Annotated in this window: 26 protein-coding genes and 2 pseudogenes; 10 read left to right on the forward strand and 18 right to left on the reverse strand. The window is 46.9% G+C overall.

Annotated features, from left to right (window positions below; genetic code table 11):
• Nucleotides 1-261 precede the first annotated feature (261 nt).
• On the reverse strand, nt 262-3,315 hold the full coding sequence (locus GK091_RS24455) for an FG-GAP-like repeat-containing protein (protein WP_164043186.1): 3,054 nt from the start codon (nt 3,313-3,315) through the stop codon (nt 262-264).
• Nucleotides 3,316-3,860: 545 nt separating this feature from the next.
• Here GK091_RS24455 and GK091_RS24460 point away from each other — a divergent pair.
• The 3 genes and pseudogenes from GK091_RS24460 (at nt 3,861) to GK091_RS24470 (ending at nt 5,613) form a co-directional block, all read left to right on the forward strand.
• Complete coding sequence (locus tag GK091_RS24460) at nt 3,861-4,274, forward strand: antitoxin Xre/MbcA/ParS toxin-binding domain-containing protein (RefSeq protein WP_164043188.1); 414 nt, start codon at nt 3,861-3,863, stop codon at nt 4,272-4,274.
• Between the two features lie 8 nt (nt 4,275-4,282).
• Complete coding sequence (locus tag GK091_RS24465; RefSeq protein WP_164043190.1) at nt 4,283-4,747, forward strand: RES family NAD+ phosphorylase; 465 nt, start codon at nt 4,283-4,285, stop codon at nt 4,745-4,747.
• A gap of 317 nt (nt 4,748-5,064) precedes the next feature.
• Nucleotides 5,065-5,613 (forward strand): annotated as a pseudogene (locus GK091_RS24470) (recombinase family protein).
• Between the two features lie 291 nt (nt 5,614-5,904).
• Here GK091_RS24470 and GK091_RS24475 read toward each other — a convergent pair.
• From GK091_RS24475 to GK091_RS24510, 8 genes and pseudogenes are all read right to left on the reverse strand, one after another.
• Nucleotides 5,905-7,110, reverse strand: a complete 1,206-nt coding sequence (locus GK091_RS24475; protein ID WP_164043192.1) for a DUF3570 domain-containing protein — start codon at nt 7,108-7,110, stop codon at nt 5,905-5,907.
• A 12-nt stretch (nt 7,111-7,122) separates the two neighbouring features.
• Complete coding sequence (locus GK091_RS24480) at nt 7,123-7,347, reverse strand: DUF4266 domain-containing protein (RefSeq protein WP_164043195.1); 225 nt, start codon at nt 7,345-7,347, stop codon at nt 7,123-7,125.
• A gap of 27 nt (nt 7,348-7,374) precedes the next feature.
• Nucleotides 7,375-8,328: an FAD:protein FMN transferase gene (locus GK091_RS24485; protein ID WP_164043197.1), complete on the reverse strand. Its 954-nt coding sequence runs from the start codon at nt 8,326-8,328 to the stop codon at nt 7,375-7,377.
• Nucleotides 8,325-8,768, reverse strand: coding sequence for a thioredoxin family protein (locus tag GK091_RS24490; RefSeq protein ID WP_164043199.1), 444 nt, complete (start codon nt 8,766-8,768; stop codon nt 8,325-8,327). Before GK091_RS24490 ends, GK091_RS24485 begins: the two co-directional genes overlap by 4 nt.
• A gap of 32 nt (nt 8,769-8,800) precedes the next feature.
• Nucleotides 8,801-9,337, reverse strand: coding sequence for a Rieske 2Fe-2S domain-containing protein (locus tag GK091_RS24495; RefSeq protein WP_164043201.1), 537 nt, complete (start codon nt 9,335-9,337; stop codon nt 8,801-8,803).
• Between the two features lie 168 nt (nt 9,338-9,505).
• A complete protein-coding gene (locus tag GK091_RS24500; protein WP_164043203.1) occupies nt 9,506-9,904 on the reverse strand; it encodes a hypothetical protein in 399 nt (132 codons plus the stop codon).
• A 12-nt stretch (nt 9,905-9,916) separates the two neighbouring features.
• Nucleotides 9,917-10,093, reverse strand: a pseudogene (locus GK091_RS29910) (VIT1/CCC1 transporter family protein); the annotation flags it as partial.
• 216 nt (nt 10,094-10,309) lie between these two features.
• Complete coding sequence (locus tag GK091_RS24510; protein WP_164043205.1) at nt 10,310-11,116, reverse strand: alpha/beta fold hydrolase; 807 nt, start codon at nt 11,114-11,116, stop codon at nt 10,310-10,312.
• Nucleotides 11,117-11,721: 605 nt separating this feature from the next.
• On the opposite strand from GK091_RS24510, the gene GK091_RS24515 reads away from it, so the two are divergent.
• From GK091_RS24515 to GK091_RS24525, 3 genes are all read left to right on the forward strand, one after another.
• Entirely contained in the window at nt 11,722-12,486 is a 765-nt protein-coding gene (locus tag GK091_RS24515) for a beta propeller repeat protein (protein WP_164043207.1), read from the forward strand.
• A gap of 69 nt (nt 12,487-12,555) precedes the next feature.
• Entirely contained in the window at nt 12,556-12,966 is a 411-nt protein-coding gene (locus GK091_RS24520) for a hypothetical protein (RefSeq protein WP_164043209.1), read from the forward strand.
• A 336-nt stretch (nt 12,967-13,302) separates the two neighbouring features.
• A complete protein-coding gene (locus GK091_RS24525; protein ID WP_164043212.1) occupies nt 13,303-14,568 on the forward strand; it encodes a TlpA family protein disulfide reductase in 1,266 nt (421 codons plus the stop codon).
• 133 nt (nt 14,569-14,701) lie between these two features.
• Here GK091_RS24525 and GK091_RS24530 read toward each other — a convergent pair whose 3' ends face one another.
• The 6 genes from GK091_RS24530 to GK091_RS24555 form a co-directional block, all read right to left on the reverse strand.
• Nucleotides 14,702-14,962 (reverse strand): hypothetical protein, encoded by a 261-nt coding sequence (locus tag GK091_RS24530; RefSeq protein ID WP_164043213.1) that lies wholly within the window; start codon nt 14,960-14,962, stop codon nt 14,702-14,704.
• 96 nt (nt 14,963-15,058) lie between these two features.
• Nucleotides 15,059-15,502: a hypothetical protein gene (locus GK091_RS24535; RefSeq protein WP_164043216.1), complete on the reverse strand. Its 444-nt coding sequence runs from the start codon at nt 15,500-15,502 to the stop codon at nt 15,059-15,061.
• 164 nt (nt 15,503-15,666) lie between these two features.
• Entirely contained in the window at nt 15,667-16,164 is a 498-nt protein-coding gene (locus GK091_RS24540) for a hypothetical protein (protein WP_246202396.1), read from the reverse strand.
• A 95-nt stretch (nt 16,165-16,259) separates the two neighbouring features.
• Complete coding sequence (locus GK091_RS24545) at nt 16,260-16,691, reverse strand: hypothetical protein (protein ID WP_164043219.1); 432 nt, start codon at nt 16,689-16,691, stop codon at nt 16,260-16,262.
• Between the two features lie 102 nt (nt 16,692-16,793).
• Nucleotides 16,794-17,051: a DUF7660 family protein gene (locus GK091_RS24550; RefSeq protein WP_164043221.1), complete on the reverse strand. Its 258-nt coding sequence runs from the start codon at nt 17,049-17,051 to the stop codon at nt 16,794-16,796.
• Between the two features lie 50 nt (nt 17,052-17,101).
• Entirely contained in the window at nt 17,102-17,671 is a 570-nt protein-coding gene (locus tag GK091_RS24555) for a TlpA family protein disulfide reductase (protein WP_164043223.1), read from the reverse strand.
• 1,302 nt (nt 17,672-18,973) lie between these two features.
• On the opposite strand from GK091_RS24555, the gene GK091_RS24560 reads away from it, so the two are divergent.
• Nucleotides 18,974-19,387, forward strand: a complete 414-nt coding sequence (locus GK091_RS24560; protein WP_164043226.1) for a curlin repeat-containing protein — start codon at nt 18,974-18,976, stop codon at nt 19,385-19,387.
• A 540-nt stretch (nt 19,388-19,927) separates the two neighbouring features.
• Nucleotides 19,928-20,680, forward strand: coding sequence for a hypothetical protein (locus GK091_RS24565; protein WP_164043228.1), 753 nt, complete (start codon nt 19,928-19,930; stop codon nt 20,678-20,680).
• 551 nt (nt 20,681-21,231) lie between these two features.
• On the opposite strand, the gene GK091_RS29675 is transcribed toward GK091_RS24565, so the two are convergent.
• The 3 genes from GK091_RS29675 to GK091_RS29685 all read right to left on the reverse strand — a co-directional run bounded on the left by GK091_RS29675 (nt 21,232) and on the right by GK091_RS29685 (nt 22,232).
• A complete protein-coding gene (locus tag GK091_RS29675) occupies nt 21,232-21,468 on the reverse strand; it encodes a substrate-binding domain-containing protein (RefSeq protein ID WP_164043230.1) in 237 nt (78 codons plus the stop codon).
• A gap of 287 nt (nt 21,469-21,755) precedes the next feature.
• The gene (locus tag GK091_RS29680; RefSeq protein ID WP_164043232.1) at nt 21,756-21,998 is read right to left on the reverse strand and encodes a LacI family DNA-binding transcriptional regulator; all 243 of its coding nucleotides are present in this window, start codon (nt 21,996-21,998) and stop codon (nt 21,756-21,758) included.
• 57 nt (nt 21,999-22,055) lie between these two features.
• A complete protein-coding gene (locus GK091_RS29685; protein WP_164043234.1) occupies nt 22,056-22,232 on the reverse strand; it encodes a helix-turn-helix domain-containing protein in 177 nt (58 codons plus the stop codon).
• Between the two features lie 420 nt (nt 22,233-22,652).
• On the opposite strand from GK091_RS29685, the gene GK091_RS24585 reads away from it, so the two are divergent.
• Both GK091_RS24585 and GK091_RS24590 read left to right on the forward strand, forming a co-directional pair.
• Nucleotides 22,653-23,246 (forward strand): RNA polymerase sigma factor, encoded by a 594-nt coding sequence (locus tag GK091_RS24585; RefSeq protein ID WP_164043237.1) that lies wholly within the window; start codon nt 22,653-22,655, stop codon nt 23,244-23,246.
• A gap of 201 nt (nt 23,247-23,447) precedes the next feature.
• A complete protein-coding gene (locus GK091_RS24590; protein WP_164043238.1) occupies nt 23,448-24,572 on the forward strand; it encodes a FecR family protein in 1,125 nt (374 codons plus the stop codon).
• The last annotated feature ends 53 nt before the right edge of the window (nt 24,573-24,625 follow it).

Here is a 24,625-nt window from a genome sequence, read left to right on the forward strand (position 1 = left end):
ACCGTCCGCGGCTGCGGTCATGTGAGAGAAAAATCAGGCTGCTCCGGCTGCCCGGTCACAAACGCAGCTAAAATGTGGGATTTTGATGTTGATTTGTGAGATGAGAATTTGACCGGGTCGCCGGGCGGACTGAAGCTCATACAAAATGATGTTGCCGTGACAATTACTGTACCCATCGCTTCAATGGGCGTTAAAAAAGAAGGAATCTGTCAATAATGCTAAACCAAAACAGCCCAGACGTTTGCATTCTGATGATCTAACTTAAGGCCGGAGCACTTTCACGTGTTGCCGCTGCTGACCTGACCGTACATCCAGTAAGAGCATACCTCGTGATTGGCCCACAGGCAGGCTCACCCGTTCCACCGATCCAGCTTGCTCCACTCGCTGCTGCTGCACCACTTTGCCCTGCAGATCGATCAGTGTCAGCTCGACGCTCTGTCCCATTAGGCCTTTAATCTCTACCTCTACCGTTTCAGCTTCCACCGGGTTACCCAGTACCTTCACGTGCAATCCAGTGTCCCCCTCCACTGTTCCCAGCCGGGCTCCGCTTAGACACTGGGCCAGCCATTTATACTGGTAAGTAGCCTGCCGGGAACCCTGCTGAGCGGATAAGGTCACTACCGGATTGTCTACATACAGCCGCAGGCTGTAAGGGGCCGGCTCGATGGTCGGCAGGGTTTCATTGACTACCCGGAAGGTGATGGGCTCAGTCGTCTGCCCAGTATACAGGGGAATAAAGCGCACCAGCCGTTCCTGAGCACTTAACTGCTGACAAATCAGCGTGTTGACCCCCACAATATTCAACCCCGCAGCTGGGGAGGTAGCACAGGCTGCCAGCCAGTTGTAGACAAACTGCGTGGTGGCACTGCCCTGCTGGGCCTTCAACACTATGGTAGGGTTGTCAGTGTAGAGGTTCAGCCGATGAGAACCCGCTTCGGCAGTAGGCACCAGTTCATTGACTACCCAGAAGGTGATCGGCTGGCTGGTTTGTCCGCTGTAGGTGGGGGTCAAGTCAAGCTGATACTGATTAGCCGTCAAACTCAGGCAGCTGACGTCGGTGACCCCGGTGAGGGTAAAGTTGGAGGCAGTGGCCGGGTCGACGGTGATGGCGAACGTAGTGGATGCCGAGAGTCCGCCTAGATCGGTAGCCGTGACAGTGACACTGATGATGCCGGGAGAGGTGGGGGTACCACTCAGGAGTCGGGTGGCGGGCTCAAAGCTCAGCCCATTGGTAGGTAATAGTGTAGCAGCGTAGATGAGGCTGTTGGGGGTTTGGGCATCGGCAAAGGCGGGGATGGTCAGCGAGAAAACTGTACCAATGGTGGCCGTCTGATTAACTAGGGATGTGGCTATTGGTGGCGTGTTGTCAGCAGCACAGCTCCCCATTCCGCTCGTACAGAAATACTGAAAATAAGCAGGCAGACCTGGGTTTTCAGTAATGTTAATCCGGCGCCCACACCAGGCCGTTAAGCTGGTTGGCAAGCAACCACTCAGGTTAGCGGCAGATAGATTCACATAGTTGAGCTTGGGCAGGGCAGCTAGGCTTGCCGGGATCGAGCCACCCAGGGGATTGCCCGACAAATCGAGGGCCGTTAGATTCGATAACTCACTCAGCCAGGCTGGTATACCCCCACTAAGTTGGTTATAGTCCAGAAACAGAATACCTAAACTGGACAGTTTTCGTAAATTGCTGGGGATGACTCCCGTCAGTCGGTTACCGCCCAGATACAGCTCTTGAAGTTTGGTCAAGTTTCCCAACTCGGCAGGAATGGTGCCGGTCAAACTGTTCACCGGCATATATAATATTGTTAGGTCAGTCAATTTGCCTAAACCGGGTGGTATCTCACCACTCAGCCCATTGCCACTAACGTTTAATTCTTTCAAGCTGCTGAGTGCACTCAAACTGGCGGGAAGCGTACCGATCAGGTTGTTATCAGGAAGATTAAGGATGGTTACCCGCCCCTGCTCATTGCAGCCCACCCCATACCATTGACAGGGATCACAGCCTACCAGCCAATTGGTCCGGTTCACCCAGCTATAGCCTTTGGTGGCGTTAAACAAATCGACTAAAGTCGAGTAATCGGGCGTACGGCTGCAAGCGGAGATGCTAAAGCTGGTGGATGCCGAGAGTCCGCCTGGATCGGTAGCCGTGATAGTGACACTGGTGATGCCGGGAGAGGTGGGGGTACCACTCAGGAGTCGGGTGGCGGGCTCAAAGCTCAGCCCATTGGCGGGTTGAAGCGTAGCCGTATATGTGAGGCCATTGGGCGTTTCCCGATCCTTAAAAGCATTCACCACGTAGGAAAAAGGTGCCCTTACGGTGGCGACTTGTATTTCGTTAGTGGTTACCTGAGGGGCTGTATTGGATAAACCACTACAATTGATCAATTCACTGACTTTAGGTGATGATCCGCTAACAACCAGATCCGGTTTATTATCCGCATTCAAATCCCGGACCGCCAACCCGCTCATTTGTGTCACGGTTGCCGGGATAATTATAGGCGTTTTGAAACTACCGGTCCCATTCCCCACCAGGAGCGATACTGCATTGGCCGTATACAGACTAACTGCTAAATCGAGCTTGCCGTCAAGGTTGAAATCACTGGTTACAATGGAGGTTGGCGTAGAGCCGGCAAAATAGGTAGTGCTTGTTCCAAAGCCCCCCGTCTTGTCTCCCAGCCTGATTGATACATATACAGAATTGTAAAAAACGAGTGCCAGATCCATCTGGCCATCGGCATTGTAGTCACCAACAGCCACTGAACGCACTCGAGCCACTGGGTCATACACGTTGAGTAAGGTTGGCAAGCCAAAGCCACCTGTGCCATCACCTGGTAACAACACCACGTTCCCATTGTTATCGGCTAGCACTAAATCCGGCTTACCATCCTGATTGTAATCCGTTGCGGTGAGCGAATTAAAGGCAAACCGAGGCCAGATTCCATCCAATAATCCATTCTCAATGATAATCTTATCACTGAACCCCCCCTTTCCATCGCCCAGATATTCAATTACCAAGCTGAAGAGATAATTAGTGCCCGCAATGTCCAGATTACCATCCCGGTTAAAATCAGCAATGACCACAGCCTGCATGTAATCTAACCCTTCTAAAGAGATTCGGGGCGAAAAGTTACCGGATTCAGTAGAGAAATAGACATTGAAGGAAAAAAAATCAGTATTGACCAAATCCAGTTTTCCATCGCCATTAAAGTCGCCCCTGTCAGTGGAGAGCCCATTGCCCGTCGTAATGGGTATACTGACCGGCGGATTAAAACACTGGCCCCAGACCGGTGAGGTACACCTTAGAAGCACCATTGCAAACACTAGGCACCTGCCCATTAAGGATGTGAAGAGATGTTTCATTGTAGGGAGCACTAAATTGGATCAATTAGCTTATCTCAATATACACAAATATGCAATTTTACTAAACCTATAATTTATTTTAATAATACACTGGTAACTTTTTCATTATATATAAGCCAATCCAATAAGTAGTAGACTGACGATGGTCAACCGGTCAGCGTGTGATGCTGGAGAGAGTAGGACTACCAGTAGCAGTGCTGGTTTCGAGGACGGTTAATGTATTTAATCACGAAGCCCAACCTTGAGGTCGGGCTTCGTGATTTTTCAGGAAAGGCTGTCAACGAGTGCTCGTCTCTTAAAACGCTCCTACTTGAGACGTAAGCTGTTTCGATGACATAAGCGCATATCGTTAATTAAAAGTCATAGTGTGGAGTCTTATAACTGCTGAAGCCAGAATCAGTCTTTCCCCCTCTTCTCTGATAAATATAGTTGTCAAGTTGAACGGCTTGACAAGATGACATGTTTCACTTATGTTTGTGACATAGTTCTCCTTTTGCATGGCTACTTCAACTCATCAACCTATCATCTTGACCCGATCCTCACCGTTTGGAGTAGTTAACTCATCTCGGCAGGGCATGTTGCGTGCGCAAGTCGATGAGGTAGCGGCCCTAGTTGGCCTAACCGATCGGGAAATGGCTTATGCCCTCAATATGACTCCACGTAATCTACATCGGCTCAAGGATGAGCAGCGTATTAGTGTAGATGCCTCTGAGCGGCTCCTGTTGCTCAAGAACCTGCTGATGCATGCCTTGGATACTTTCGAAGGACGAAAAAACACCGTCTTACATTGGCTACGAACCCCCATCCGGGAACTGGCCGAGCAGTCTCCGCTTCAATTATTGGATACGGTGACGGGCTTCGGGCTGGCCGATGATGTTTTGGGACGGCTGGATTACGGCTTACCCGCCTAGCTTTTCTGATGAGTCTACTGTACCGCATTATTCGGGATAAGTATCGGCACACACCCCTGTCTATAGAAGGAAGCCGCTTGTTTGGGGGACGCTGGAACCCGAAAGGGGTTGGTGTACTATATGTAACCTCAACCCCAGAGCTAGGCTTAGTCGAAACGCTGGCTCATGCTCCCTCGGTTCGCTATGAAGATTTACCTATTTATTGGGTGTTTTCGCTGGAGGTCCCCGATGATATCCGCTACGTTAGCCGGAATGAGCTACCTGCATACTGGCAGGATCAAACCTACGAGCGCACTCAGGGGTGGCTCAAGGACTGGTTAGCCGCCCCGGATCAGCTTGGGATAGCCATCCCCTCAGTGCTGGTTCCCTTATCGTACAACGTGCTGTTACATCCAGCTCATCCGTCATTCAGTCAAATAAAAGTAATCAGTCAAGAGACCCAGCCTGTGGACCGTCGCCTTTGGCGTTCTTAGTCGGTTAGGTAACCCGTATACGTTGTAGCGAACTGTTGGCAATAAATAAGTCCACATCTGTAGCAACTCTGTGATAGTTTTCCAAACAGACGCAACCGACTGACTACTTATTGTATTTGCTCAAATAACTATAGCTAAAACCATGGCTTATCAATGAGCCCTACTGATTCTCTTGTATAGCCCATGGTTGTCGTTACTGGTTCAGACTTACTCTCTTTTACGTATTGAGATACTAGTATGTTATTCGGCTACGCCCGCGTTTCTACCGCACGGCAGCGGCCGACCGTCGGCGGCCCGGTCAAGATCAAAACCTGAACTTGCAACTAGATAACCTAAAAAAAGCAGGTCGTCAAAAGATCTTTCAGGAAAAGGTGTCTTCGGCTAAGGTGCGACCACAACTTCAGAAGATGCTGGAGGTTCTGCGAGAAGGAGACACGATCATTGTTTGGAAGCTAGATCGGTTAGGCAGGTCTCTGAAAGAGCTTTTCACGTTGATCAATGACTTTCAAGCCTGGGAACCGGATCGCCGGATCGATTGGGTTCCGCAGTCTGAATGATGCCGCGCCACGGTGGCGATCGATACCACCACTGCTTAAGGTCGCTTGGTGTTTAATCTATTTGCATCATTAGCTGAATTTGAAAGAGATTTAATTCGGGAACGGACCAAGGCCGGTTTAGCTGCAGCGCGAGCCAGAGGCCGCATCGGCGGGCGACCAAAAGGACTCACGCCCGAAGCTCAAGCGAAAGCACGGGCCGTGAAGTCTATATATGTTCTTAAAACCCATACGATTTTAGAAATTGGTCGGTTACTTCAATTAAGTCGAGCAACGGTTTACCGCTACTTAGCTTGGCAAGAAGTAAAATAACGGTTGCTTCAAGAAATGGGCGTTTGAAGAGATGCTTTCCTAACAGATATTCTGGGCCAAATATTGGCATAACTAAACAAAGAAGCGGCTGGCCTCTGTCGACAAATTTTCGACCGCTTCAGCGACCGTTCCCGGCTGCGGCCCGGCCGGGGAGAGTCACCATGGGCGATACGATGCAGCGCGACCGTTTGTATCCGAAAAATTAATTGGGTATCTCCGGAGAAGTAATGTAGGACCTTGAGATTAATAATTATTTCCGACCCTAAGTAAGCGATCCATTACGTAATCTATTTATTTTAGCTTGGCTAATAACGTTATACTATTAGCGACCATACCCGTACTGCGGACGTAGTGCCCATAGCGCAGTTCGATGCTCTGCCAGGGCCCAATGCCCAGTAATCCACCGGGTGGTGCCAGCCGAAGACCCGTTCCTATAAACTGGCTATTGAACCCCGAAATGTCGTAATCGCTCGTGTAGTATTGGTCGGTCGAGCGATGCTGACCATAGGCGGCAAAATACCGGACGGCCGTCTGGTGACTAAAGCGATAGAACGGACTCACCGATACAAAGGAGGTTAGTTTAATGGGCGTTTCCAGATTGATTGTGTGCGCCTGCATCCCCCAGTCGTCAATGTAATAGCGATAAAACGCCCGAACAATAACCCGGTCGCCCATGAAGTAGTGCAACCGAAACCCAATGGGCAATTTCAGCCGATTCCCCGGCAAGCGCTCCACTGTTTCGGCCCCATCCTGAAAATATATTCGGTGGAAAGGCGTACTCAGCAATCCCTGCTGAAAAGCGGGCTCTATCGTCAGAAACGCCTGTAAGCGCTTATTGATCACCTGCGATATCGACAGGCCGACGTTATAGGAATTACGCGGCTTATAATCAACCGGATCTCGGTCGCCGTGGGCACCGGATCCGTAGCCTTCAGGCCGGAGTTCGGCGGGTAAAATCACTTTCCACGTATCGAAGAAGGCCCCCGCCTTCAGGCTTATTTCCCGGTTATTATCGGCCGACGCTTTGGCGAAATTCAGGTTAAGCCCATACGACTTGTAATCATATTCGGTCGAATAGGATACGGCAATCCCGTGTGTGGTACGTCGATCCGGGTTATGCACAGTCCAGGAAACCGACGGGTAAATATGCGTATCGCTCCGTGAAGCCGACGAAACCGTCAGGGGGTCAATCTGGTCCGATGAGGCCGATGTATAGTGGTCGATGTTCAGATCAAACGCGAGCGTATGTTCACGATTCCGACGATTGGTGGTTTTGAGAACCAGATCAATCGATTGCGCAAAATCGGTTAGATGCTCGGAACCGATGCCCCCGGTCACGGCGGAATTGTTACCATCCTGCTGGTAATAACTCGATACTATATTTATCTCCTCGACCTTGAGTTTACGGGACTCATAGGCAGGCTGGGTCACCGATTGCCCATAGCCTGCCCGCAGCAAACTGAGCAACACACCCACGGATATACAGATTTTTCTCATTCGTCAGGTTCCTTAATTACAGCCGCAGCCTCCCCCACTTTTACCGCCATTGGCTCCGGCAGCGCCTTCCCGATAGAGATAAAAATTCTGCTCAAACTTCTCCGACTTCCGGGCCGAGAGTTCCATTTCGGCATCGTTGATGCGGTTTTTCTGGTATTCTTTCACCGTTACACAACCCGAAAGGCCGAGTACGATCAGGCCCATCAGGAGAGCCCTTTGGGTGATTGGTACGTTCATGATGATCACTTAGGTTAAAAATAGTAGTCAGGCTTCGGCAGGTGCCGTAATTCGAATGTTGGTTGACGTGTAAAGCGCGTCGTTATCATCAATTATAATGCAGGCAATGTGCCGCATCTGGTTGATTAAATCCATGCCTACCCGAACACCCATGACCATGACAGGCGTCGCCAGGGCGTCGGCCAGTTCGGCGTTCGGGGCCAGGATGGTTACGCTTTTAATACCCGATACCGGATAACCCGTTTTAGGATCAATCGTGTGGGCGTATCGTTTGCCGTTAATCAGGGCGTATTTTTCGTAACTACCCGACGTTGCCACGGCCATATCACTGATGGCCAGATACGAAAATGCCTGGTGTTTTGCCTGATCGGGATCGGCGATGCCAATGGTCCAGGGTTGGCCGTTGGGTTGCGTCCCCCAGGTGGTCAGGTCGCCAGCTGCGTTGACAATCCCGCTTACTACCCCCCGCTCGCGCAGGATGCGTTTGGCCTGCTCGGCGGCATATCCCTTTCCTATTCCGCCAAACCCAATGCGCATCCCCTTTTCTTTCAGAAAAACAGTCCGTTGCTCGGCATCGAGCACTACGTTTCGGTAATTGATCAGCCGCACCAGTTGCCGGGCGGTTTTTGGATCGGGCAATTCGGTGAGCGTCGTATCAAAATTCCAGAGTCGTTTATCCATCGAACCATACGTAATGTCAAACGCGCCCTGTGTCAACGCCGATAACCGCAGTGACCGCGCAATCAGCGCAAACACTTCCTCATCAACCGGCACGGGTCTAATCCCCGCCTGGGCATTAATCTGGTTGGTCTGACTATCGTCGCTATACGTAGTGAGCAGTCGCTCGATCCGGCTGATTTCATCAATAGCGTCACTGATGCAGTCATTTGCCCAGTCGGCATTCGGGCTGACAACGCTTAGCTCGAACCGGTTGCCCATGAGCCGCTGCATCCGCTGGTGGATGCGAGGAGTCTGGTTCATTTAGTCCCTGCTGTTATTGTCTTAATATCCTCGACCATCGACGCGACTGTAAGCGATTGGGGATAGCCGTCCCAGGATTTCAGCACGCGACCGTTGGCATCGAGCAAAACCGTGAACGGAAACTTCCCCTGCTGGTTGTACTTCTCCGCTAAAGCCTCATTATGAGCCGTCTGGCTGGCATCCAGCTGATTTCTTGACTTGCGCGGAAAATCCGCCCGTACCAGCACCAGGCGATCGGTGGCGAATTGCCCAAACTCAGCTGACTCGAATACATCTTTTTTGAGTTTTATGCAGGGGCCACACCAATCTGATCCGGAAAAATTCAGCAAAATAAATTTGTGCGTCTGGGCGGCTTCGGCTTTTGCCTGATCGAAATTTAGCTCCCAGGTGGGCGCGATGGTTAACAGACTGAAGAAAAAGGAGATGAACAGCAATTTCATGATACGTCTGATTCGTTGAATATAAGTAATTTTTAACTGTAAACGACGAGCGTTTTGCCGTCGGTAGCAATCTTGTACACGGCGATTCCTCTACTACCAAAGCTGTTTTTGCCTTTGCCCGTCAGGTCATACCGGGCGCCGTGTACGGTGCAGTAAAACTCTGTCTTGTTGAAAATAATGGCCTTTTTAGGCTCATGGCTGCACGTTTGTGTTACGGCTACGTAGACGCCCGAACTCGTCTGAGCCACAACAATACCACTCTGCACCAGATAACCACCAACTGTTTTTAGCGCCGACGCTGCCGAAGACGCCAGATCAATGGTCAGTAGACGGTTTGTAATGCTGCTCAGGTCGACGCCACTCGCGGTGGTGGTCGTGGACGGTGATGTTGTGGTGCCCGATGTGGCCGTGCTGGTTGTCGGTGATGTAGTGCTGGCGACAGGCGTAGTGGTGCCCGGGATCGTTAGGGCATCAACGACAGTATCTTCTGGTCGAACGCAGGACGTTAAGGCCGCCATCAGCGCAGCTCCCGTAAAGCCCATTGATTTTAGAAACTCATAGCGAGTCATACAAGTACAGGGAGTAATAAACGATTGAGTAGTTATACATCATTACGTTGAGTAATTTCAGATCGTGGCAACTAGCAAGCTATATATAATGAGTATAGATAAGTCTTTGCCAAAGTAGCAGTCAAGAAGTTAAAGGCAGAAGGGTAGTAACTCATATCTTGCTGTAAATCACACTTGAATCTCTATTTCCTCGAAATAGTCATCACCAACATCAGGCTTGGGCGATTGTTTAGGCCGGTCGATGTAAACCCGAGTTTTGTGAAACAGACTATTTGGATTTGTCCAATCGGCTGGCCGGATCAGAAAGGGCTTAAGTACCCGATGGAGGTGCTCAAAAACAACCCAGTCGGCAAACAGGTCCTGATTGATTCGAAGTTGATACGCAGCGTTTAACTGATTCAGTTTGGCCAGCACTAACTCCTCGGGGTCTTTTGAGGAACGATGTCGTTTACGAAGAATGGACGGTCTTACACGCGCGATCGTGCGCGTGTCCAGTAACAGCCGGACATAATCTGTTACGCTGTACCAGACTGTATTTTGGTGATTGATATAGCGAATTGGCTGCATGTGATTCGGGATTTATTGGATTAAACGAGCAACGGCAAAGGCAGCTGCGGCTGCCAGTGCACCAATCACCATCACCTTAAACGCTCCACTAATGGGCGGCTGTCCAGTGACTTTGCTCTTGAAATAGCCGAAGACGAACAATCAGATCAGGATCAGTCCGCACGAATCCAGCAGGGCCTCATGCGGACTGACCAGTTCATCGGCAATGACGACCTGAAGCGACAACGGCAAACCCATTTCCGCAAATCGTAGGCGACAGATAGTCATTGACAGATATTAAAAATTTAGTGTCTTATCAAATGCTCCCCAGCACGAAATCAGGCAGGCTTTATACGCCGTCTGATAAAATGGGTTAGCTACTGTACAACTAATGCTGAATTTCCGAACTCCTTTCTACCCGATAAATTAAAGGTGTTGCTTGTAGAAGTTCATAATCTGCTCAATCATCAACGTTGGCTTATCATGAGGAATGTTGTGGGAGGTGCCTTCCACATAAAGTAAACGCCGATTTCGATGTCCCTTAACCAAGCTGCGTTGGTCCGCTTTAAATCGTTCGTTCTCCTTGGCGTCCGAGAAAGGACCCCGTTCCGCCATAATATCGAGCAAAGGAATACTAGACGGTAAGGGCACCTGCCTGACATAATCACTAGTGCGCTCCATTCGGGCCAGCAAATAGTACAAGCTCATATAGTCAGCTTCATACTCTTTCCGATTCAGCCCCTGAAAATAGGCTCTGGCGAATCGCATGTCAGCGTAGGAAGGTATTCTAGGATCGACAAGAATAATGCCTTTCACTTGTGACGGATGCCGAGCGGCATAGATTTGATTGTAAAAAGCGCCTAGTGACTGACCAACCAGCAACAGATTGGTGTTATTGTACCCCAACTGGTGCAAAGCCGACTCTAAACTTCTGATTTCCTGGAGAATTGTGTAGCCTGCCGTATCAAAACTACTTTTGCCAAAGCCCGCCCGATCATAGGTAATGACGGTTGCTTGCAGACGCTGGTGCACGACTGTAGCAATGGATTCCCACTGGGAAGCATCCTGTCCGCCCCCTGATTCAAAAAGGATAGGAGGCTTCTCACCTTTTACGAGTCTAAAATGAAGCCAATAAGGAGAAGCGTAAACGATTGTGTCAAGGAGTTGAGCATAACCGTTGACACTCCTCAGGAGGGATAGCCCGATGAAAGCGATTTGTAAGAAATACTTCATTCAGTACTGTAGGGCTTAATTAGACGCTTAAATTTATATACTTACTACCGAACAAAATTCCATCTCACAATGAATGTATTAAATAAACTGTTTATTCTCAAGTGATTGACTTTCCGCCTTGCCTCAAGAAAACGCTCCATTTTCTGAGATGACAAGGGGTTCGTTTTTTCTATTTTTATCCAGCTAAAGGCGTGTCTATAGACGAATTGAAGGAAGCAAATGGCTTTATGATAGTTGCATTATTCTCAATCAAGTTGTATGAGGTATGCGGCTGTTGCAAAAGTATTTAGACTACTTGCTTGAGCCGCTTTTTCGCCTGACAACAGATTATTTTCGGGTCTGAATTGGCAAGCCAAATCACTTAACGAAGTGGCTGACGGACTTTTTGCAACAGCCACGTATCTTATGTTGAGAAACTGTTCTAAGATCACCCATCTTATACAAGCCCTCAAAACAGACCCAACTGTACATTGGAAAGGGCAAAAGAAAGGCTGATGTTATGTTAATGACATATCTGTAGATTGACAGCATGTATGTCAGTTAAGTTAACGAGTAAAAGCTACTGTCACCGCCTTTTATAAGCAGTAAAATTAGACTCAACAACTATGAAAACGTTGCTCTACTCTAGCCTGCTTCTACTAGCCTTATCTTGTAAAAAGACTCCATCTGACATCGTCGATCCTGAGCACGACACCGTACTAACCGAATACCCAAACTGGTATACGCTCAAAGCTCCAGTGGATAAAGAAATTCAAGGGGTGTGGGGAGACTGGGATAAAACCTTACTCATAACAACAGGATATGCGGTCTTCCGGTCAACGGATAAAGGCAAGCACTGGCAGCAGGTTTATCAGCAGTCAACTGGTATGTTCGGTATCGTCCAGAATCAGGATACCCTATTCACCATGACTGGACTGACCAATCAAACGCTAAAAGACTACTATCAACAAATCTTAATTCATGCTGATAACTATAGTTTAGACGATGGCCAAACGTGGCAACGGTACACCAAACGGAATCCTTTGCTCGATGAGCCTCGATCAGGTCAACCAATCGATAAAAGACTATTGATTAATCCTGTAACGACGTCTACAGGAACTACGTACAGAATTAATCGGGTCTTCGTGGATCCAACTGCTACGACTGGTCATTTTGAAACACCTGGCGTGATTACTTCAGATGGGCGTCGAGTTGATCTCCCTCTGCTTCATCAGTTAAATAGCCTATACCTGGATAGCAAGCAACGGCTATATATGGCCGGTACCGATGCTGTTTGCGGTCGCGGTGGCAAAACGGGTGAGCCTTTCTCCTTTTGCAACAGTAAACAGGGCCGGGGCGTAGTCTACATTTCCAAGTATCCATTACCTTAGCTTAACATAATTCAGATTATACAGCAGAATTTCTCGTTTACAGTTTTACATTTCTAAACTCGTTGCACAATGAAATACTCAATGCGTACCCTGCTAATGCTGATGGGCTTGATCAGCTCAACTACTTTACTGGCTCAGGTCAAGGTTACTACCGAGGTAAGTGGTGATGCTGCTACTGGTAAGCAGCTTATTCAGGCCAAAGCGACGGGTGGATCTGGTAAGTACAGTTACGCCTGGGGTCTGACCACGCCAGGTGCCGTACCGCCAAATGATGCCTCAGAAGTCTTGCTGGTTCCGGCTCAAGAAGCGGAATACATTGTTTTTGTCCGGGACAAAGAGACGGGTGCTAGTGCTTATTCGACGGTAGTCGTGAAAACGCTGACTGGAAACGAAAAGCATCTGATTAGAATGCCGGGTGAAGATTACAAAATGAATTACCGTTATTCAGCAATCGGAGCGCTACCGGCTAAGTCCAGATAGAACGTAGTTAGAACGATCTACAGCAATGGTTATGTCGCCAAGGCTGTAGATCATTCTAAGGTTAACATAGTGCCACTTATACAACATTTTTCTAAAAAGAATGCAGTAAAGCTTTGGTACACTTTGCTTATAACTAAATACTTAGTTTAAGCTTTATCAAGATACAAAATCAAGACGAAATCACTGCTTTGCATCGGCTGCTGGTTGCTCTTTTCCGTTTGCTGCGCTCAAACGAAGCCTAGCTTTACCATTAAACCAAACAGCAAAGCGGTCTTACAGATAAGCTATCGCCACAATATAAAAGTAAGACAGCTATTTACTTATTCAAATAATGTATTGCCTTACTTAGGTGACTTTAGACGGGAAGATTCACTACCCATCGGTACCAACGACAAGTACATACATTACGAAATAGCTAGTCCTCAAAATGGCTACCTGGCCCTAGATCATCTGGGTGCAACAATCTACCTAGTGCCCAGTGATACTTTGGTTCTTACTATTGATCTTAGTCAAGATAATCCTTGGCAGAAATATCAATTTAAAGGAACCTATGCCCGTATCAATCAATACTATTTTGACCAAGCTCGTGCCTTAAAAAGTCTACCCATGCACACGCGAGCTCAGTTAGCGAACCAGATGCCAACACTGGCTATCTATCAGCAAAAAATGGATTCGTTATTGAAGGTAGAGCTAGCTTACTTTGAATCCTACCTTACCAAGCATAGCCTTCCCCTTTGGTTTGTCCAAAAAGAGAAACAACAGATCCGGTACAGTGATGCAGCTTATAGAACGAATGCGGTTACGTATCGAAGATTCATCAAAATGGATAGCGCCAACGCAGTACCTAAAAACTACTATCATTTTGTTTCACCCAGTTTACTTAATGATCCTTCGGCAGCTCATCTAGTCGATTATCAGCACTTTCTTACTGATTATTTCTTTCATCTGTACTTTCAGCAGAAACGGGTAAAAGAGGCCGCCAACTACCTGCCAATTCTAGCCTCCACTTATGTGTCAGGGTTATCCTGGGATATCTTTATGGCTCGGCTGCTGAGTGAATATTTAGCAGGACTTCCGACCAGTGGTGAACAGATGCTAGCCAAATATTATCCTAAGTTCACCGACAAACGGTGGATCAACCAGTTGAGAGACTACTATAGAGATGCTTACACGCTTAAGCCAGGAGAGCTAGCTCCTAACTTTGCGCTAGAAGATCATCTAGATTCGTTAGCTTACTTAAAAGATTTTCGTGGTCAGGTAATCTATCTTAGTTTTTGGTTCACGGGTTGCGCGCCTTGTCGGCAAGAGATGCCACTCGAAAACGAGTTGGTCAAGTATTTTGAGGGCAAACCAGTGAGAATCGTCAACATCTGTGTACGAAGCTCACAAGCTGATTGGGCGAAGGTAAGTAAGCTCTATAACTTGCAAACGGTGAATCTGTACGCGAATAAGGCTTGGGAGAGCACATTAATCAGCAAGTACAATGTGAAAGCTTATCCTCATTACGTCTTGATTGATCAGGAAGGTAAAATTGTGAAGAACAATTGTAGCCGTCCAAGTGGCAACGCAAAGGCAGAAATAGCTGCTCTTTTAAAACAGTAATTTGTTAAACAAATTAAGGAATACACAATTTGTTCTACCTGTTGGTTTTCTTCTTTTTATCGAATAACATAATCTTAGTTATACAACTCTTCTAAACAGGATGCAATAAATTGATTATCAACGATTTTGCATTTTAAATAGGGAAAGTCTTTTGAAAATCTTCTTCGTCTTTTATCACTTCGGGCATAAATTCTTTAGCCGTTGTTAGTATCTTCTCATATTGGTCTAATGTCAACTTAACCTCTGTTAAAACAGGCCATAACGTGAAATTAAGCTCTTTACTATCTATTACACTTATTTCTAAAAAAGGACTTGATTCGCCCTCTTGAAATATTTCCAAGTACGGATAAGTACAATTTATATCACCAACCTTTTCAATCCTGATATTTTTCATTTTTCAAGAAGAGTTTTATAACTAGGCTTACGTAATGTGATTAAATTAAGATGATGGTATAAGTTTGACAAGAGGTCCAGCTTAGAAAAGCACAATTTATATTGATCTTCTTTGCCAAACTGCGCAGGTTGATCCTGCTGCTTGACGTTTGATAAAAGCATAATGAATGGAATGTAATTCTGTAGCTCCGCATCCTGTTGTTTTCACTTTAACAATGAATTTGGGAGCATTTTTTAGTAGTGAATCGGGTATGTTGATGGTCCCATTGCCTACTAGTATCTTTTCTCGAGAAGCTGAAATATCGTTAGTCAGCGTAGTATCGCTCTGAGGAAAAACCGACCAAGTGAATTGACTTCTATCCGCTGAACTGGTTCGACCCGATGCTACTAAAGTTAAGCCACGGCTAGGTTCATAACAGGTGCCTGGAGCACTTATGTTATCAACAGGTTTACAAGCCATTGAGTCATCATCCTGTTTACAACTGGTCAACCAACTAATACCAACCAGTACGGGTAGTAGAACATTTCGATTAATAAGCATAAAAACAGGGTTAAGTAAGGGTTGATATCACACTTGATTCTAAATATGGCTCAACAGTTGAAAATGTTGTTATATAAGCGGCATTATATTAGCCTGTTTTGTTTTATCATCAAAGGAGCTAGCAAGTCTGGGCCAGCCTATTTATGAAAGTAGATGGGGCCTGCTTATCGTCCTGGCTGCGCTACAATAATAATATCGTTTGAAGTGGATGTTGCAGAAGCACCTGACCCAGGAATGCGAAATTCGCCACCTATCGTGCGCTCATAAAAAAAACCTGAAAATCTACCTACACTGCCGTCATAAGCAGTAACCGTGGTGTTCTTTGATAACGAAAATTGATAAACAGAGTTGGTTAGCTGAACGCTGACCTGCTTGTTAAAAATAGATTGGATGCCATTTTGCCAATAAGTGATTTTCATGGCAAGTTGATCTGAATCTCTTGCGGTAAGCTCCACGGTGAAGTTGCGAATGTCAATCTTGTTGATACCAAGTTTATAGCCAGTTGAGCCTGGCTGTAATGAAAATAAGGTGTCACCAGCGTCAATGTAGGCTGTCACAATATAGCGGCCAGCAGCCCCAGCAGCCACCCCCATAAATTTATCATCAGGTTGACAAGAAAGCAGCCCCAGAAGGGAAAAGACGATAACTAGTTTTTTGATCAAGTGAGGTATAGATTATCGATTAGCCAGTTATATAATAATTCTTATGTTAATGAAATATTCTAATGATACCTCTCAAGGCTGATCAAGACCATCTATTAGTTTCGTTCAAAAGTATATGCAGGACCATCAGTAGGTGTTGAGTCCAGTATTAATTGCTTGCTACTCACCTTAAAGTACCCTTCTTCTGGCCAGTCGAAGGAGAAACTACCACTTCGCTGAGTGATTTTATAGCGAAGTATGCCTGAGCCTGTTTCCTCTAACACGTACTGATGGCGGGACACTTCCGTATCATTTTTATAAATGATAGCCTGCTGTTGATCATTTATACTCATTTCTATCTTCTCAGTAGATGAATCAGTTTTCCCTGTCCATCCTGATGTGATCGAAACCATACGCCAATGGCCTGTTGCTTTCTTGTCAGCGGTTGCTTTTTCTGTTGCAATCGAATCTTGTTTGCAACTGATCAGTGAAAGGAGTAGAACGATAGCTATGATTCTATGAATACTATCAATTAGAAAGCTTTTCATAACAGCCGAATTTATACAACTAACATGACCCCTGGTAACTCATTCGGGTTGTAGTAACTAGATTTTTTCTGTTGTATAAGTGGCATTATGTTAGTCTGAAAGCTATTCGTATAGAGTTGCAGCCGTTAGAATTTCGGCAAATACACGCCAATTAACATTTTCTGGAATCGGCTCACCCATATTGATATAGTAACCATCCATATCTTCAGTCCAACTTTTGATTCCATCTAGGTACTCATCTAAAGTGTTATTCTCCCAAGCAGATCGGTCTGATTGGAGATCTTCAAGTAGAGTACCTAAGAACTTAGTAAAGTCTTCTTTTGAAGATATACTATCGACTTGGGTTTTAAAATCTCTCATTCAAAACGGTTGTATAATTAATGTTATGATAAGCTAGCAAATACTGCTATCTATTCTATAGCATCTAAAATCTTTTTGTAAGATCTGTAATTGCTATTGACTAAGGTCAGACCGTCAAGCTCTTTTTGGGACCCTCCGGTTATGCGACGAATCAGTCCGTGACTGTCAACAAAAAAGTTTTTTGGGTAAGCATCAACGCCTAGTTCATGCAGATAGGCCCCTGCATTGGGAATGACTTGATACCTCAACGCATGGGTTCGCAACGTGCGACTCACCCGACTTGAGTCGTCGGGAGCCAAAGCCAAAAAGACATAATCAGAAGCATACTGTGCTTTGAGTCGGTTGAGTTCTACAAACTCTTCGATACAGGGTTTACAGGAGGTACTCCAAAAGTTCAAGTGAACACGTTTCCCCACCAAATCCTGGCTTCGAATTGTTTTGCCCGTCATGTCTTTGAGGGTAAACTCAGGCAAGGGCTTTTCCAAATGTTTTTCTACGAATGGGCTGCGGGCAATACGGCGTGTATCATTGGTGCCTACCTTAAGGTCAATGTGAAAGTATTTCAAGATGACAAAGCCAGCAACAGCCAGTACAGCAACTACGGTGCATAGTGTTTTCATAGAGTAAGGTTTACCTGCCTAGATTGATAAATTAGATTGAGAAGCCGTTTATCTGGATAAATCTAATGATATTCCCTTAACATACTAAAAGGCTGCCTTCTTACCTTTCCAAAGGACAATTAGACCTATTTCTAAGGCTTGTATAGGGCATGTGATCTTGGAATAGTTTCTTAACATAACGTTGCTTATACAGCCTGACTGAGAATAATGCAACTATCATAAAGACAGTTGCTTCATTCAATTCGTCTACAGACATACCTCTAGGTGGATAAAAATAGAAAAAATCAACCCCTCGTCATCTCAGAAAATGGAGCCTTATTTGAGAATTAATTAAACAACCAGGGTTTACTTTCTAAAGCAAGTAAACCCTGGTTGTTTAATTAATCGATTTTTCAAGAATGAACCTCCAAATCCAAAAGGTAAAATAGAACGCTGAGGGGTGTTTTCTATTAAAAGTTACCATCTTGTGTAGACTTCAGTGATCCAGTAATGAGCACTGCAACTCGCTTCGATTGTCAAACCCGACAATAGGATTGTCCACCGACCTACGAGCTGAATGAATTATCGTCTACTACTAGTTTGTCTCTTCTATTGCCCCTTTGCTATATACGCGCAAATGGGTAGTGTATCTGGACGGGTTATTGATGCTAAAACGGGGCAACCGCTTCCCTTCACGAATGTCGCCAACCCAGGAATCATCAATCTAATCACCCCCTGACAACGCTTACCTACCAAACGGTGTTATTCAACTACCAAATGAACCCATTGACATACATTCCTTCACATAAAGCAGCCTAACCCTTTACCTTTATGGGGCTTATCATCGAACAGGCTTTGGCTAACCATGACGTATAATTTCCTTTTAAACTGTGTTCTATAAGTCGCCAACCGGGGCGCTTTCGTCTAAATGGGCAGCAAGGCAACCACCCCAACTAAAGCGAGGGAGAATTTAGCCTTGATTAGGCCATGTTCGACTGGCTGGGGCTTGACTTCCCATCAGTGTTCACCGTGCGTAGTACCAGTCGACACTACACCACATGACCCTGCTGTGAGTCGGCACTGAATATGACAAATAAATTAGTTCGTAGTCTTATAATTAGAAACGGGTGAGCGATACACCTTACTTGAGCGAAATATGCACCTGCTTGTGACAGCCTTCCGCTGAACTTGCACCAGCATTATGCCCCTAAAATAACGCCTGCCGGAGATGAAACGGCGATCTTACAGTTGCTGCTTAAGCAGAGCGTTCAGTTGGACGGCTTGGGTATAACTGTCAATTATAATCCGTAGACTACGACCCCAATGAATCAATTCCTGTTAACCGCGCTCACCATGCTGGTGGCCACCACCGCGTTCGGGCAAAACAGCGTCAGCATTACCCAAAACGGCACAGCGGCCAACTCGGCATCCGTCACCCAGTTGGGGGAAGGCAATAGTGTCAACATTAGCCAGAGTGGCGGTGCGACGACGGATGGCCCTAAGCCCGGCAACCGGGTGAGTCTGCGGGTGTCCAAAGGTACCCAAACCACGATCAGCCAGCACAACCGTGGCGACGGACCGTTTGGCCCGAACTCGGTCGAGATTTCCCAGGAGGGTCAGGCGACGGCGACCATCACCCAATCGTCGGAAACGGGTGAGAACGCCATTCACATGCTCCCCGTCCTCTCCGACCATCGAGGAAAAGCACAGCCGTCAAAAAAACGGAATCGGCAGTAACGCAGTGCTAATAACCACGTAGTTCGATGAACTAACCCAGTGAAAAATGTACTCCTTACCGAGCGATAAGATAGCATCGAAACCGTCTTATCGCTACTCACCCAACGACCCATGCCGATCAGTCACCTGACGGCAGCAGCGGAAACAACGCCGGTCTGAGACGGAGCAGCAGTGATACGGTTTCTTCTGGCTAGGGGCGTTTAGTTGAGCAGCCTGTCTTACTCGCTATCGACTCAAGTACATGAGTAACTCACCGAAGCCGCGGGCTGTCAATTCGACGACGCCCATAGGGAATCCATTGGTTCCCGAACGACGATTCGTAGGCCCGACCCACCCCGTGTGGTTCAGGCCGATTTAGCCGAATCTGCCCACCGCTGCTCACCAGGCAACGCTGGGTAACGCACCGACAACAAAGTGACAACGCTCGCTGGCCAGGAGCTGATCACCCGACGAAAATGCTCTTACGATACAGAAAGGCGCATCGAACGCCAAAAGACCTTATGGTTCAAGTCATCTTTTTAGTTTTTACTACCCCAAATCATGAAAAAAGTATTTCTTTCTCTGGCTGCTGCCTGTGCCATCACCACTGCTTTTGCTCAAAACCAAGCTACCCTCGATCAATCTGGAACTAGCCAACAGGCCACCATAAAACAAGCTGGCCAAAACCAGGCCTTAGTTACACAAAAAAACGGTTCGACTGGAACGGGTAGTAATAGCCTGACCTCTAGCCAGGCAGGATTCGGCAATTACCTGCAGTCTACGCAGTCCGGAACGACGAACTCGGCCAGTTTTACTCAGAAATTACAGGGAAGTTCGTACGCCTACTCGACGCAAACGGGAACCTCAAACAAGATCACCTCTGAGCAGGCGAGCTATAGCGGGTCGGCGGCTACGGCTACCTTCACCCAAAGCGGTACGAGCAACGAGGCAACACTCAGTCAGGCCGACAACGTTAGCGGTCAGGGGGGCACGTATGCTACATTTACACAAACCGGTGACAAAAACGTAGCCTCCATTAAGCAAGGTGATGCGACGACTGGCGACGGAAACACGGCTACCATTACGCAGAAAGGCAATTTGAATACAGCTAAGCTGGAGCAGTCAGGCATTCTGAATGTGGCTGACCTCTCTCAAGTTGGCAACAACAACGTAATCAAAGGGCTGGGTGGCGACGTGGCTATTCAGAACGGTCTGTCTAACAGCCTCACGATTAGCCAGAACAGTAATTTTAACACGGCTTCGGTTGGTCAGAGTGGCACAGGAAACATGGGTACTATCCAGCAGGGCAACTAATAATTGGTTGGCCTGGGCGGATCAAGCCTACAATGGTACTAACGAGCCGTCCTCAGCAGGGCGGCTTGTTGCTGTTCTCTTTACAAAGTAGAGTATTTCAGTAGTCAACCCTACCCTTCAATATGAGATCAAACGCTTTACAAGGCTTGATCCGACATTACGACTTGACATATAAGCCACTCGTTGAGCAAGAGCAAGAGCAGAATTCTGACTTCAAACGATTTTTGGTCGAACGAATTAATGATTTAGAAGCGGATACGAGGATAATGATCTGTAGACTACAAACTAAAGTTTAGCGTTTCAAATAACAATCGTTTCATAAAAGGCTCCATTCCTGGGATGTCTTTTTGTAATGCTATTGCAAAAAGTGAATTATCGCGTTTTGGATTATTGAGATTTTCCCTTTATAAGGGAATACAGAAAACTACCTATTATCCTATAGGTGACTAGCTTACATAGGCAGCTTCCTCACTCTAAATCGCCCACGAAAACCTCCGTATATTTTCCGGATGATACACTGTTGTGCTGGTCAGGAAAATGCCTTTGTTCACTTACAATTTGTTACGTAAAGAAGCTTCATGAATGATAAGTTGGGTATCAAATACCCTAGTCTCACCACGCAATGCTTCAGGGCTTTCAATCTGACGTAATAACAGTCGGACCGTTGTCATTGCCGTAATGGGTTGATTGATGCTGCTTAGCGTCGGTGAAAAGTAAGCCGAAACAGGTTCATTGTTGAAACTGACAACTGCTACGTCCATGGGAATGACCAGCCCTTTTTGCGGCATGGCGTACAACGCTGGGATCACTTATGGCAACGATACCATTGGGGGATGGGCAAACTCATCAGCGCTAACGTTTGCAGGATCGTGTTTTCATTGGTGTAATCGCAGTGACGAAGGGATTGATCGCCAGCCGTGACGTTATATTGGGCAGCGGCTGCTAAATACCCCTCTATTCGGTGGCTACTCAACGATAACTGGGGTGAACCCACCAGAAAGCCAACCCGCCGACAGCCTTGCTCAATTAAATGCTCATTGGTTTTAAAAACAACTGCCCGATTGCCGACCATTACTTAAGACACCGACGCAATATCGGCAGTACCGTCAACCAGTACGATCGGTAGTCCTTTTCTAACTAACCGTTCAACATGCTCAACATCGGCGGTATCCTGGGAGAGTGATAAAATAAGGCCTTCGACCTGGCTACGCAGGAGACTTTGAATACTGATGGTTTTGCGTGTGCACGACTCATTGGTCTGGGCTAACTGGATACTGTACCCCGCCTGCCTAACAGCTTCTTCCAGATTGTTGAGCATAGCCGAGAAAAAGTGATAGGTTAGGAAAGATAACACCGATCGTTTTGGTGCGGCTTTTCACCAGATTTTAGCCAACTGGTTCGGCTGGCAATCCAGTTCCTCCGCCAATCGTACAATAGCCTTACGCGTATCCGGATGAATTACCGGCATATCACGGAGCGCCCATGAAACGGTTGAAATCGACACATCCAGTTTACGGGCAATGTCCCTGGTAGTAACCGGTGTGTTTTTCATGCAGGATCGGTGAGTAGTGAATAGAATATTTTTAATAAGCAGATCGATAACTTCCGTAATTACCTGATTGCTACACCAGGCAATTTTAACTAAAAAATCTACTACTTTTCGGGCTCAATGCTTTTATGCAAACGTTTGCGGAAACGTTTGCATAAAATAATAATTCATTTAGGATGGTTTGATGCTTGATCTTGCTTGACATCTTGTACTTATGGAGTATTTTAGTAGAATATATTCAGTTTAGTAAAATAGTGAGGGTAATCTTATAGGATGATTACGTTTACCTGTACTACCATGTAAATTGTATTTTACCACGAAAAAGAATTTACATGGTGGTGAATTGAACAGTTTTTTCCTGCTCACTTGTTTAACGAGTGCTCTAAAGACATCAGCACTGTCTACTACTTTATACCAATAGCTATGACGAGTTCACAGTCAGCTCCTGCGGATGAACAACGAATGGCCCAGCTCTGGATTCGATTTAAAGCGGATGACGAGAAGGCTTTTGATCAGTTAGTACAGGCCCGGTATCGGGTGCTGTTCAACTACGCGACGCGGTTTACCAACGATCGTGATCTAATCAAAGACTGTCTTCAGGACTTGTTTTTAGAGCTTTGGAACCGGCGGGCCGTTATTGTCGAAACGCCCTACGTGACGATTTACCTAATCAAAGCATTCCGAAACAACCTATTTCGTCGGATACGTCGTGAAATGGCCCGCCCATTTGTCTCTGATGAAACGTTGGAGTGGGAAACGATTGCCACGGAGGAGTTAACGGCTGACCATAAGTGGATTGCCGATGAAAGGCTGGTATCGACCGAACAAAGTCTTCGGCAGGCCGTCGATCGGTTACCCAAACGGCAACAGGAAGTGGTATTCCTGAAATTCTACGAAGGCTTGACCAATGACGATATTGCCCAGGTGATGGCTATCGAAAAACAAACGGTCGCTAATTTCCTCTATCGAGCCATGACACAATTGCGAACCATCCTGCCTGTTCGCCTATTTTCCTGATTCGATACGCCCTGAACGAATAATTCCAACCCTCCCCAACCTATTGTGCCTAAGTTGGGGAGGGTTGGAATTATTCGTTTGCGGGTACGTACAGCAATCAAGCTTTGCTTCAAAAAATCAAAAAAAAATTTATAAAAACAGAGTATGACCGGAACGAGGTGGTCTACTTCCTTGTAAACAGGGAAATTGCCAATCGCTTCTATGCCCGACTATACCACGTATACATTCGACGACTTTGTTTTGGACGACCGGTTTCAGCAATGGGTGCTGAAAAACGCGCCTGCCGATCAGGTCTTCTGGAATGAGTGGCTTCAGATAAATCCCGATAAAGTGGATCTGGTGCTGGCTGCCCGCCAGTTTGTGAGTCAGATGCAGCAGGCGCAGGAAGAGTTATCGGACGAGGAGTTAGCCAGTGAGGTCGCCCGTATCCGTGTAAACCGGCAGAAAGCACAGGATCTGAATGAATTACAACCGTTGCAACAGCACCAACCACCGGCTCATTTTATGAGTTGGGCACGGATCGCAGCGGCCATCACGCTGGTTGTTGGGCTAGGTACACTGGCTTTTTTCTATTGGCGCACGCCTACTACGCCCCTCGCCGTTTATCAACACAAGGTTGAGCAGCAAGCCGGAACCTTACAGGAAATACAGAATACGACCAATGCCAGCCAGTTGGTTCGCCTACCCGATGGAAGTAGGGTTACGCTCTACAAAGGAAGTCGGGTCAGCTTTCCGCGAACGTTCACTGCTCGCCAACGCGAGGTTTTTCTGGTTGGTGAAGCTTTCTTTGACGTAGTCCGTCGGCCTAAACAACCATTTATGGTCTATACCAGCCAACTGACTACCCAGGTTTTGGGTACCAGTTTCACCGTTCGCGCTTATCCGGATGACAAAGAAGCAAAGGTCATTGTTCGGACGGGGAAAGTGTCGGTTTTTAAGACCCCGCCCGGTGGAGAGCTCGGGGATCTGGGGGGTAGCGAACCGGCCATTATTCTCACGCCCAATCAGCAGGCTACCTTTCAGGCCAACGACCGTTTGTTAGAGCGTTCGCTGGTCGCGTTACCCGAACCAATAACCAGTCCGGCAGGAGAGCCTCAAGTGCTTGCTTTCGAACACACCCCGGTCGTATCGGTTTTTAAAAAGCTGGAAACTGCCTACGGAATTGTCATCAATTATGATGTTGACCTGCTGACCGGTTGTGAACTGACGGCGGAGTTTGGTGCAGAGTCGTTGTTCGAGAAACTCGACCTGATTTGCCGAGCTACCAATTCAACGTACGAGGTGATCGATGCCCAGATCGTTATTCACAGCAAAGGATGTCGATGAAGCGTCCCGTCCAGTAGCCTGGTTTTTTCTAACCTAAACTTGCATAATGCGTA

Source organism: Spirosoma agri (genome assembly GCF_010747415.1).
Classification (GTDB): Bacteria; Bacteroidota; Bacteroidia; order Cytophagales; family Spirosomataceae; genus Spirosoma; species Spirosoma agri.

What these genes read in the sequence shown, in the direction of transcription:
- GK091_RS24455 (WP_164043186.1), bottom strand. Translation starts at nt 3,315, where the DNA reads ATGGTGCTTCTAAGGTGTACCTCACCGGTCTGGGGCCAGTGTTTTAAT.
- GK091_RS24460 (WP_164043188.1), top strand. Translation starts at nt 3,861, where the DNA reads ATGGCTACTTCAACTCATCAACCTATCATCTTGACCCGATCCTCACCG.
- GK091_RS24465 (WP_164043190.1), top strand. Translation starts at nt 4,283, where the DNA reads ATGAGTCTACTGTACCGCATTATTCGGGATAAGTATCGGCACACACCC.
- GK091_RS24475 (WP_164043192.1), bottom strand. Translation starts at nt 7,110, where the DNA reads ATGAGAAAAATCTGTATATCCGTGGGTGTGTTGCTCAGTTTGCTGCGG.
- GK091_RS24480 (WP_164043195.1), bottom strand. Translation starts at nt 7,347, where the DNA reads ATGAACGTACCAATCACCCAAAGGGCTCTCCTGATGGGCCTGATCGTA.
- GK091_RS24485 (WP_164043197.1), bottom strand. Translation starts at nt 8,328, where the DNA reads ATGAACCAGACTCCTCGCATCCACCAGCGGATGCAGCGGCTCATGGGC.
- GK091_RS24490 (WP_164043199.1), bottom strand. Translation starts at nt 8,768, where the DNA reads ATGAAATTGCTGTTCATCTCCTTTTTCTTCAGTCTGTTAACCATCGCG.
- GK091_RS24495 (WP_164043201.1), bottom strand. Translation starts at nt 9,337, where the DNA reads ATGACTCGCTATGAGTTTCTAAAATCAATGGGCTTTACGGGAGCTGCG.
- GK091_RS24500 (WP_164043203.1), bottom strand. Translation starts at nt 9,904, where the DNA reads ATGCAGCCAATTCGCTATATCAATCACCAAAATACAGTCTGGTACAGC.
- GK091_RS24510 (WP_164043205.1), bottom strand. Translation starts at nt 11,116, where the DNA reads ATGAAGTATTTCTTACAAATCGCTTTCATCGGGCTATCCCTCCTGAGG.
- GK091_RS24515 (WP_164043207.1), top strand. Translation starts at nt 11,722, where the DNA reads ATGAAAACGTTGCTCTACTCTAGCCTGCTTCTACTAGCCTTATCTTGT.
- GK091_RS24520 (WP_164043209.1), top strand. Translation starts at nt 12,556, where the DNA reads ATGAAATACTCAATGCGTACCCTGCTAATGCTGATGGGCTTGATCAGC.
- GK091_RS24530 (WP_164043213.1), bottom strand. Translation starts at nt 14,962, where the DNA reads ATGAAAAATATCAGGATTGAAAAGGTTGGTGATATAAATTGTACTTAT.
- GK091_RS24535 (WP_164043216.1), bottom strand. Translation starts at nt 15,502, where the DNA reads ATGCTTATTAATCGAAATGTTCTACTACCCGTACTGGTTGGTATTAGT.
- GK091_RS24545 (WP_164043219.1), bottom strand. Translation starts at nt 16,691, where the DNA reads ATGAAAAGCTTTCTAATTGATAGTATTCATAGAATCATAGCTATCGTT.
- GK091_RS24550 (WP_164043221.1), bottom strand. Translation starts at nt 17,051, where the DNA reads ATGAGAGATTTTAAAACCCAAGTCGATAGTATATCTTCAAAAGAAGAC.
- GK091_RS24555 (WP_164043223.1), bottom strand. Translation starts at nt 17,671, where the DNA reads ATGAAAACACTATGCACCGTAGTTGCTGTACTGGCTGTTGCTGGCTTT.
- GK091_RS24560 (WP_164043226.1), top strand. Translation starts at nt 18,974, where the DNA reads ATGAATCAATTCCTGTTAACCGCGCTCACCATGCTGGTGGCCACCACC.
- GK091_RS24565 (WP_164043228.1), top strand. Translation starts at nt 19,928, where the DNA reads ATGAAAAAAGTATTTCTTTCTCTGGCTGCTGCCTGTGCCATCACCACT.
- GK091_RS29675 (WP_164043230.1), bottom strand. Translation starts at nt 21,468, where the DNA reads ATGCCGCAAAAAGGGCTGGTCATTCCCATGGACGTAGCAGTTGTCAGT.
- GK091_RS29680 (WP_164043232.1), bottom strand. Translation starts at nt 21,998, where the DNA reads ATGCTCAACAATCTGGAAGAAGCTGTTAGGCAGGCGGGGTACAGTATC.
- GK091_RS29685 (WP_164043234.1), bottom strand. Translation starts at nt 22,232, where the DNA reads ATGAAAAACACACCGGTTACTACCAGGGACATTGCCCGTAAACTGGAT.
- GK091_RS24585 (WP_164043237.1), top strand. Translation starts at nt 22,653, where the DNA reads ATGACGAGTTCACAGTCAGCTCCTGCGGATGAACAACGAATGGCCCAG.
- GK091_RS24590 (WP_164043238.1), top strand. Translation starts at nt 23,448, where the DNA reads ATGCCCGACTATACCACGTATACATTCGACGACTTTGTTTTGGACGAC.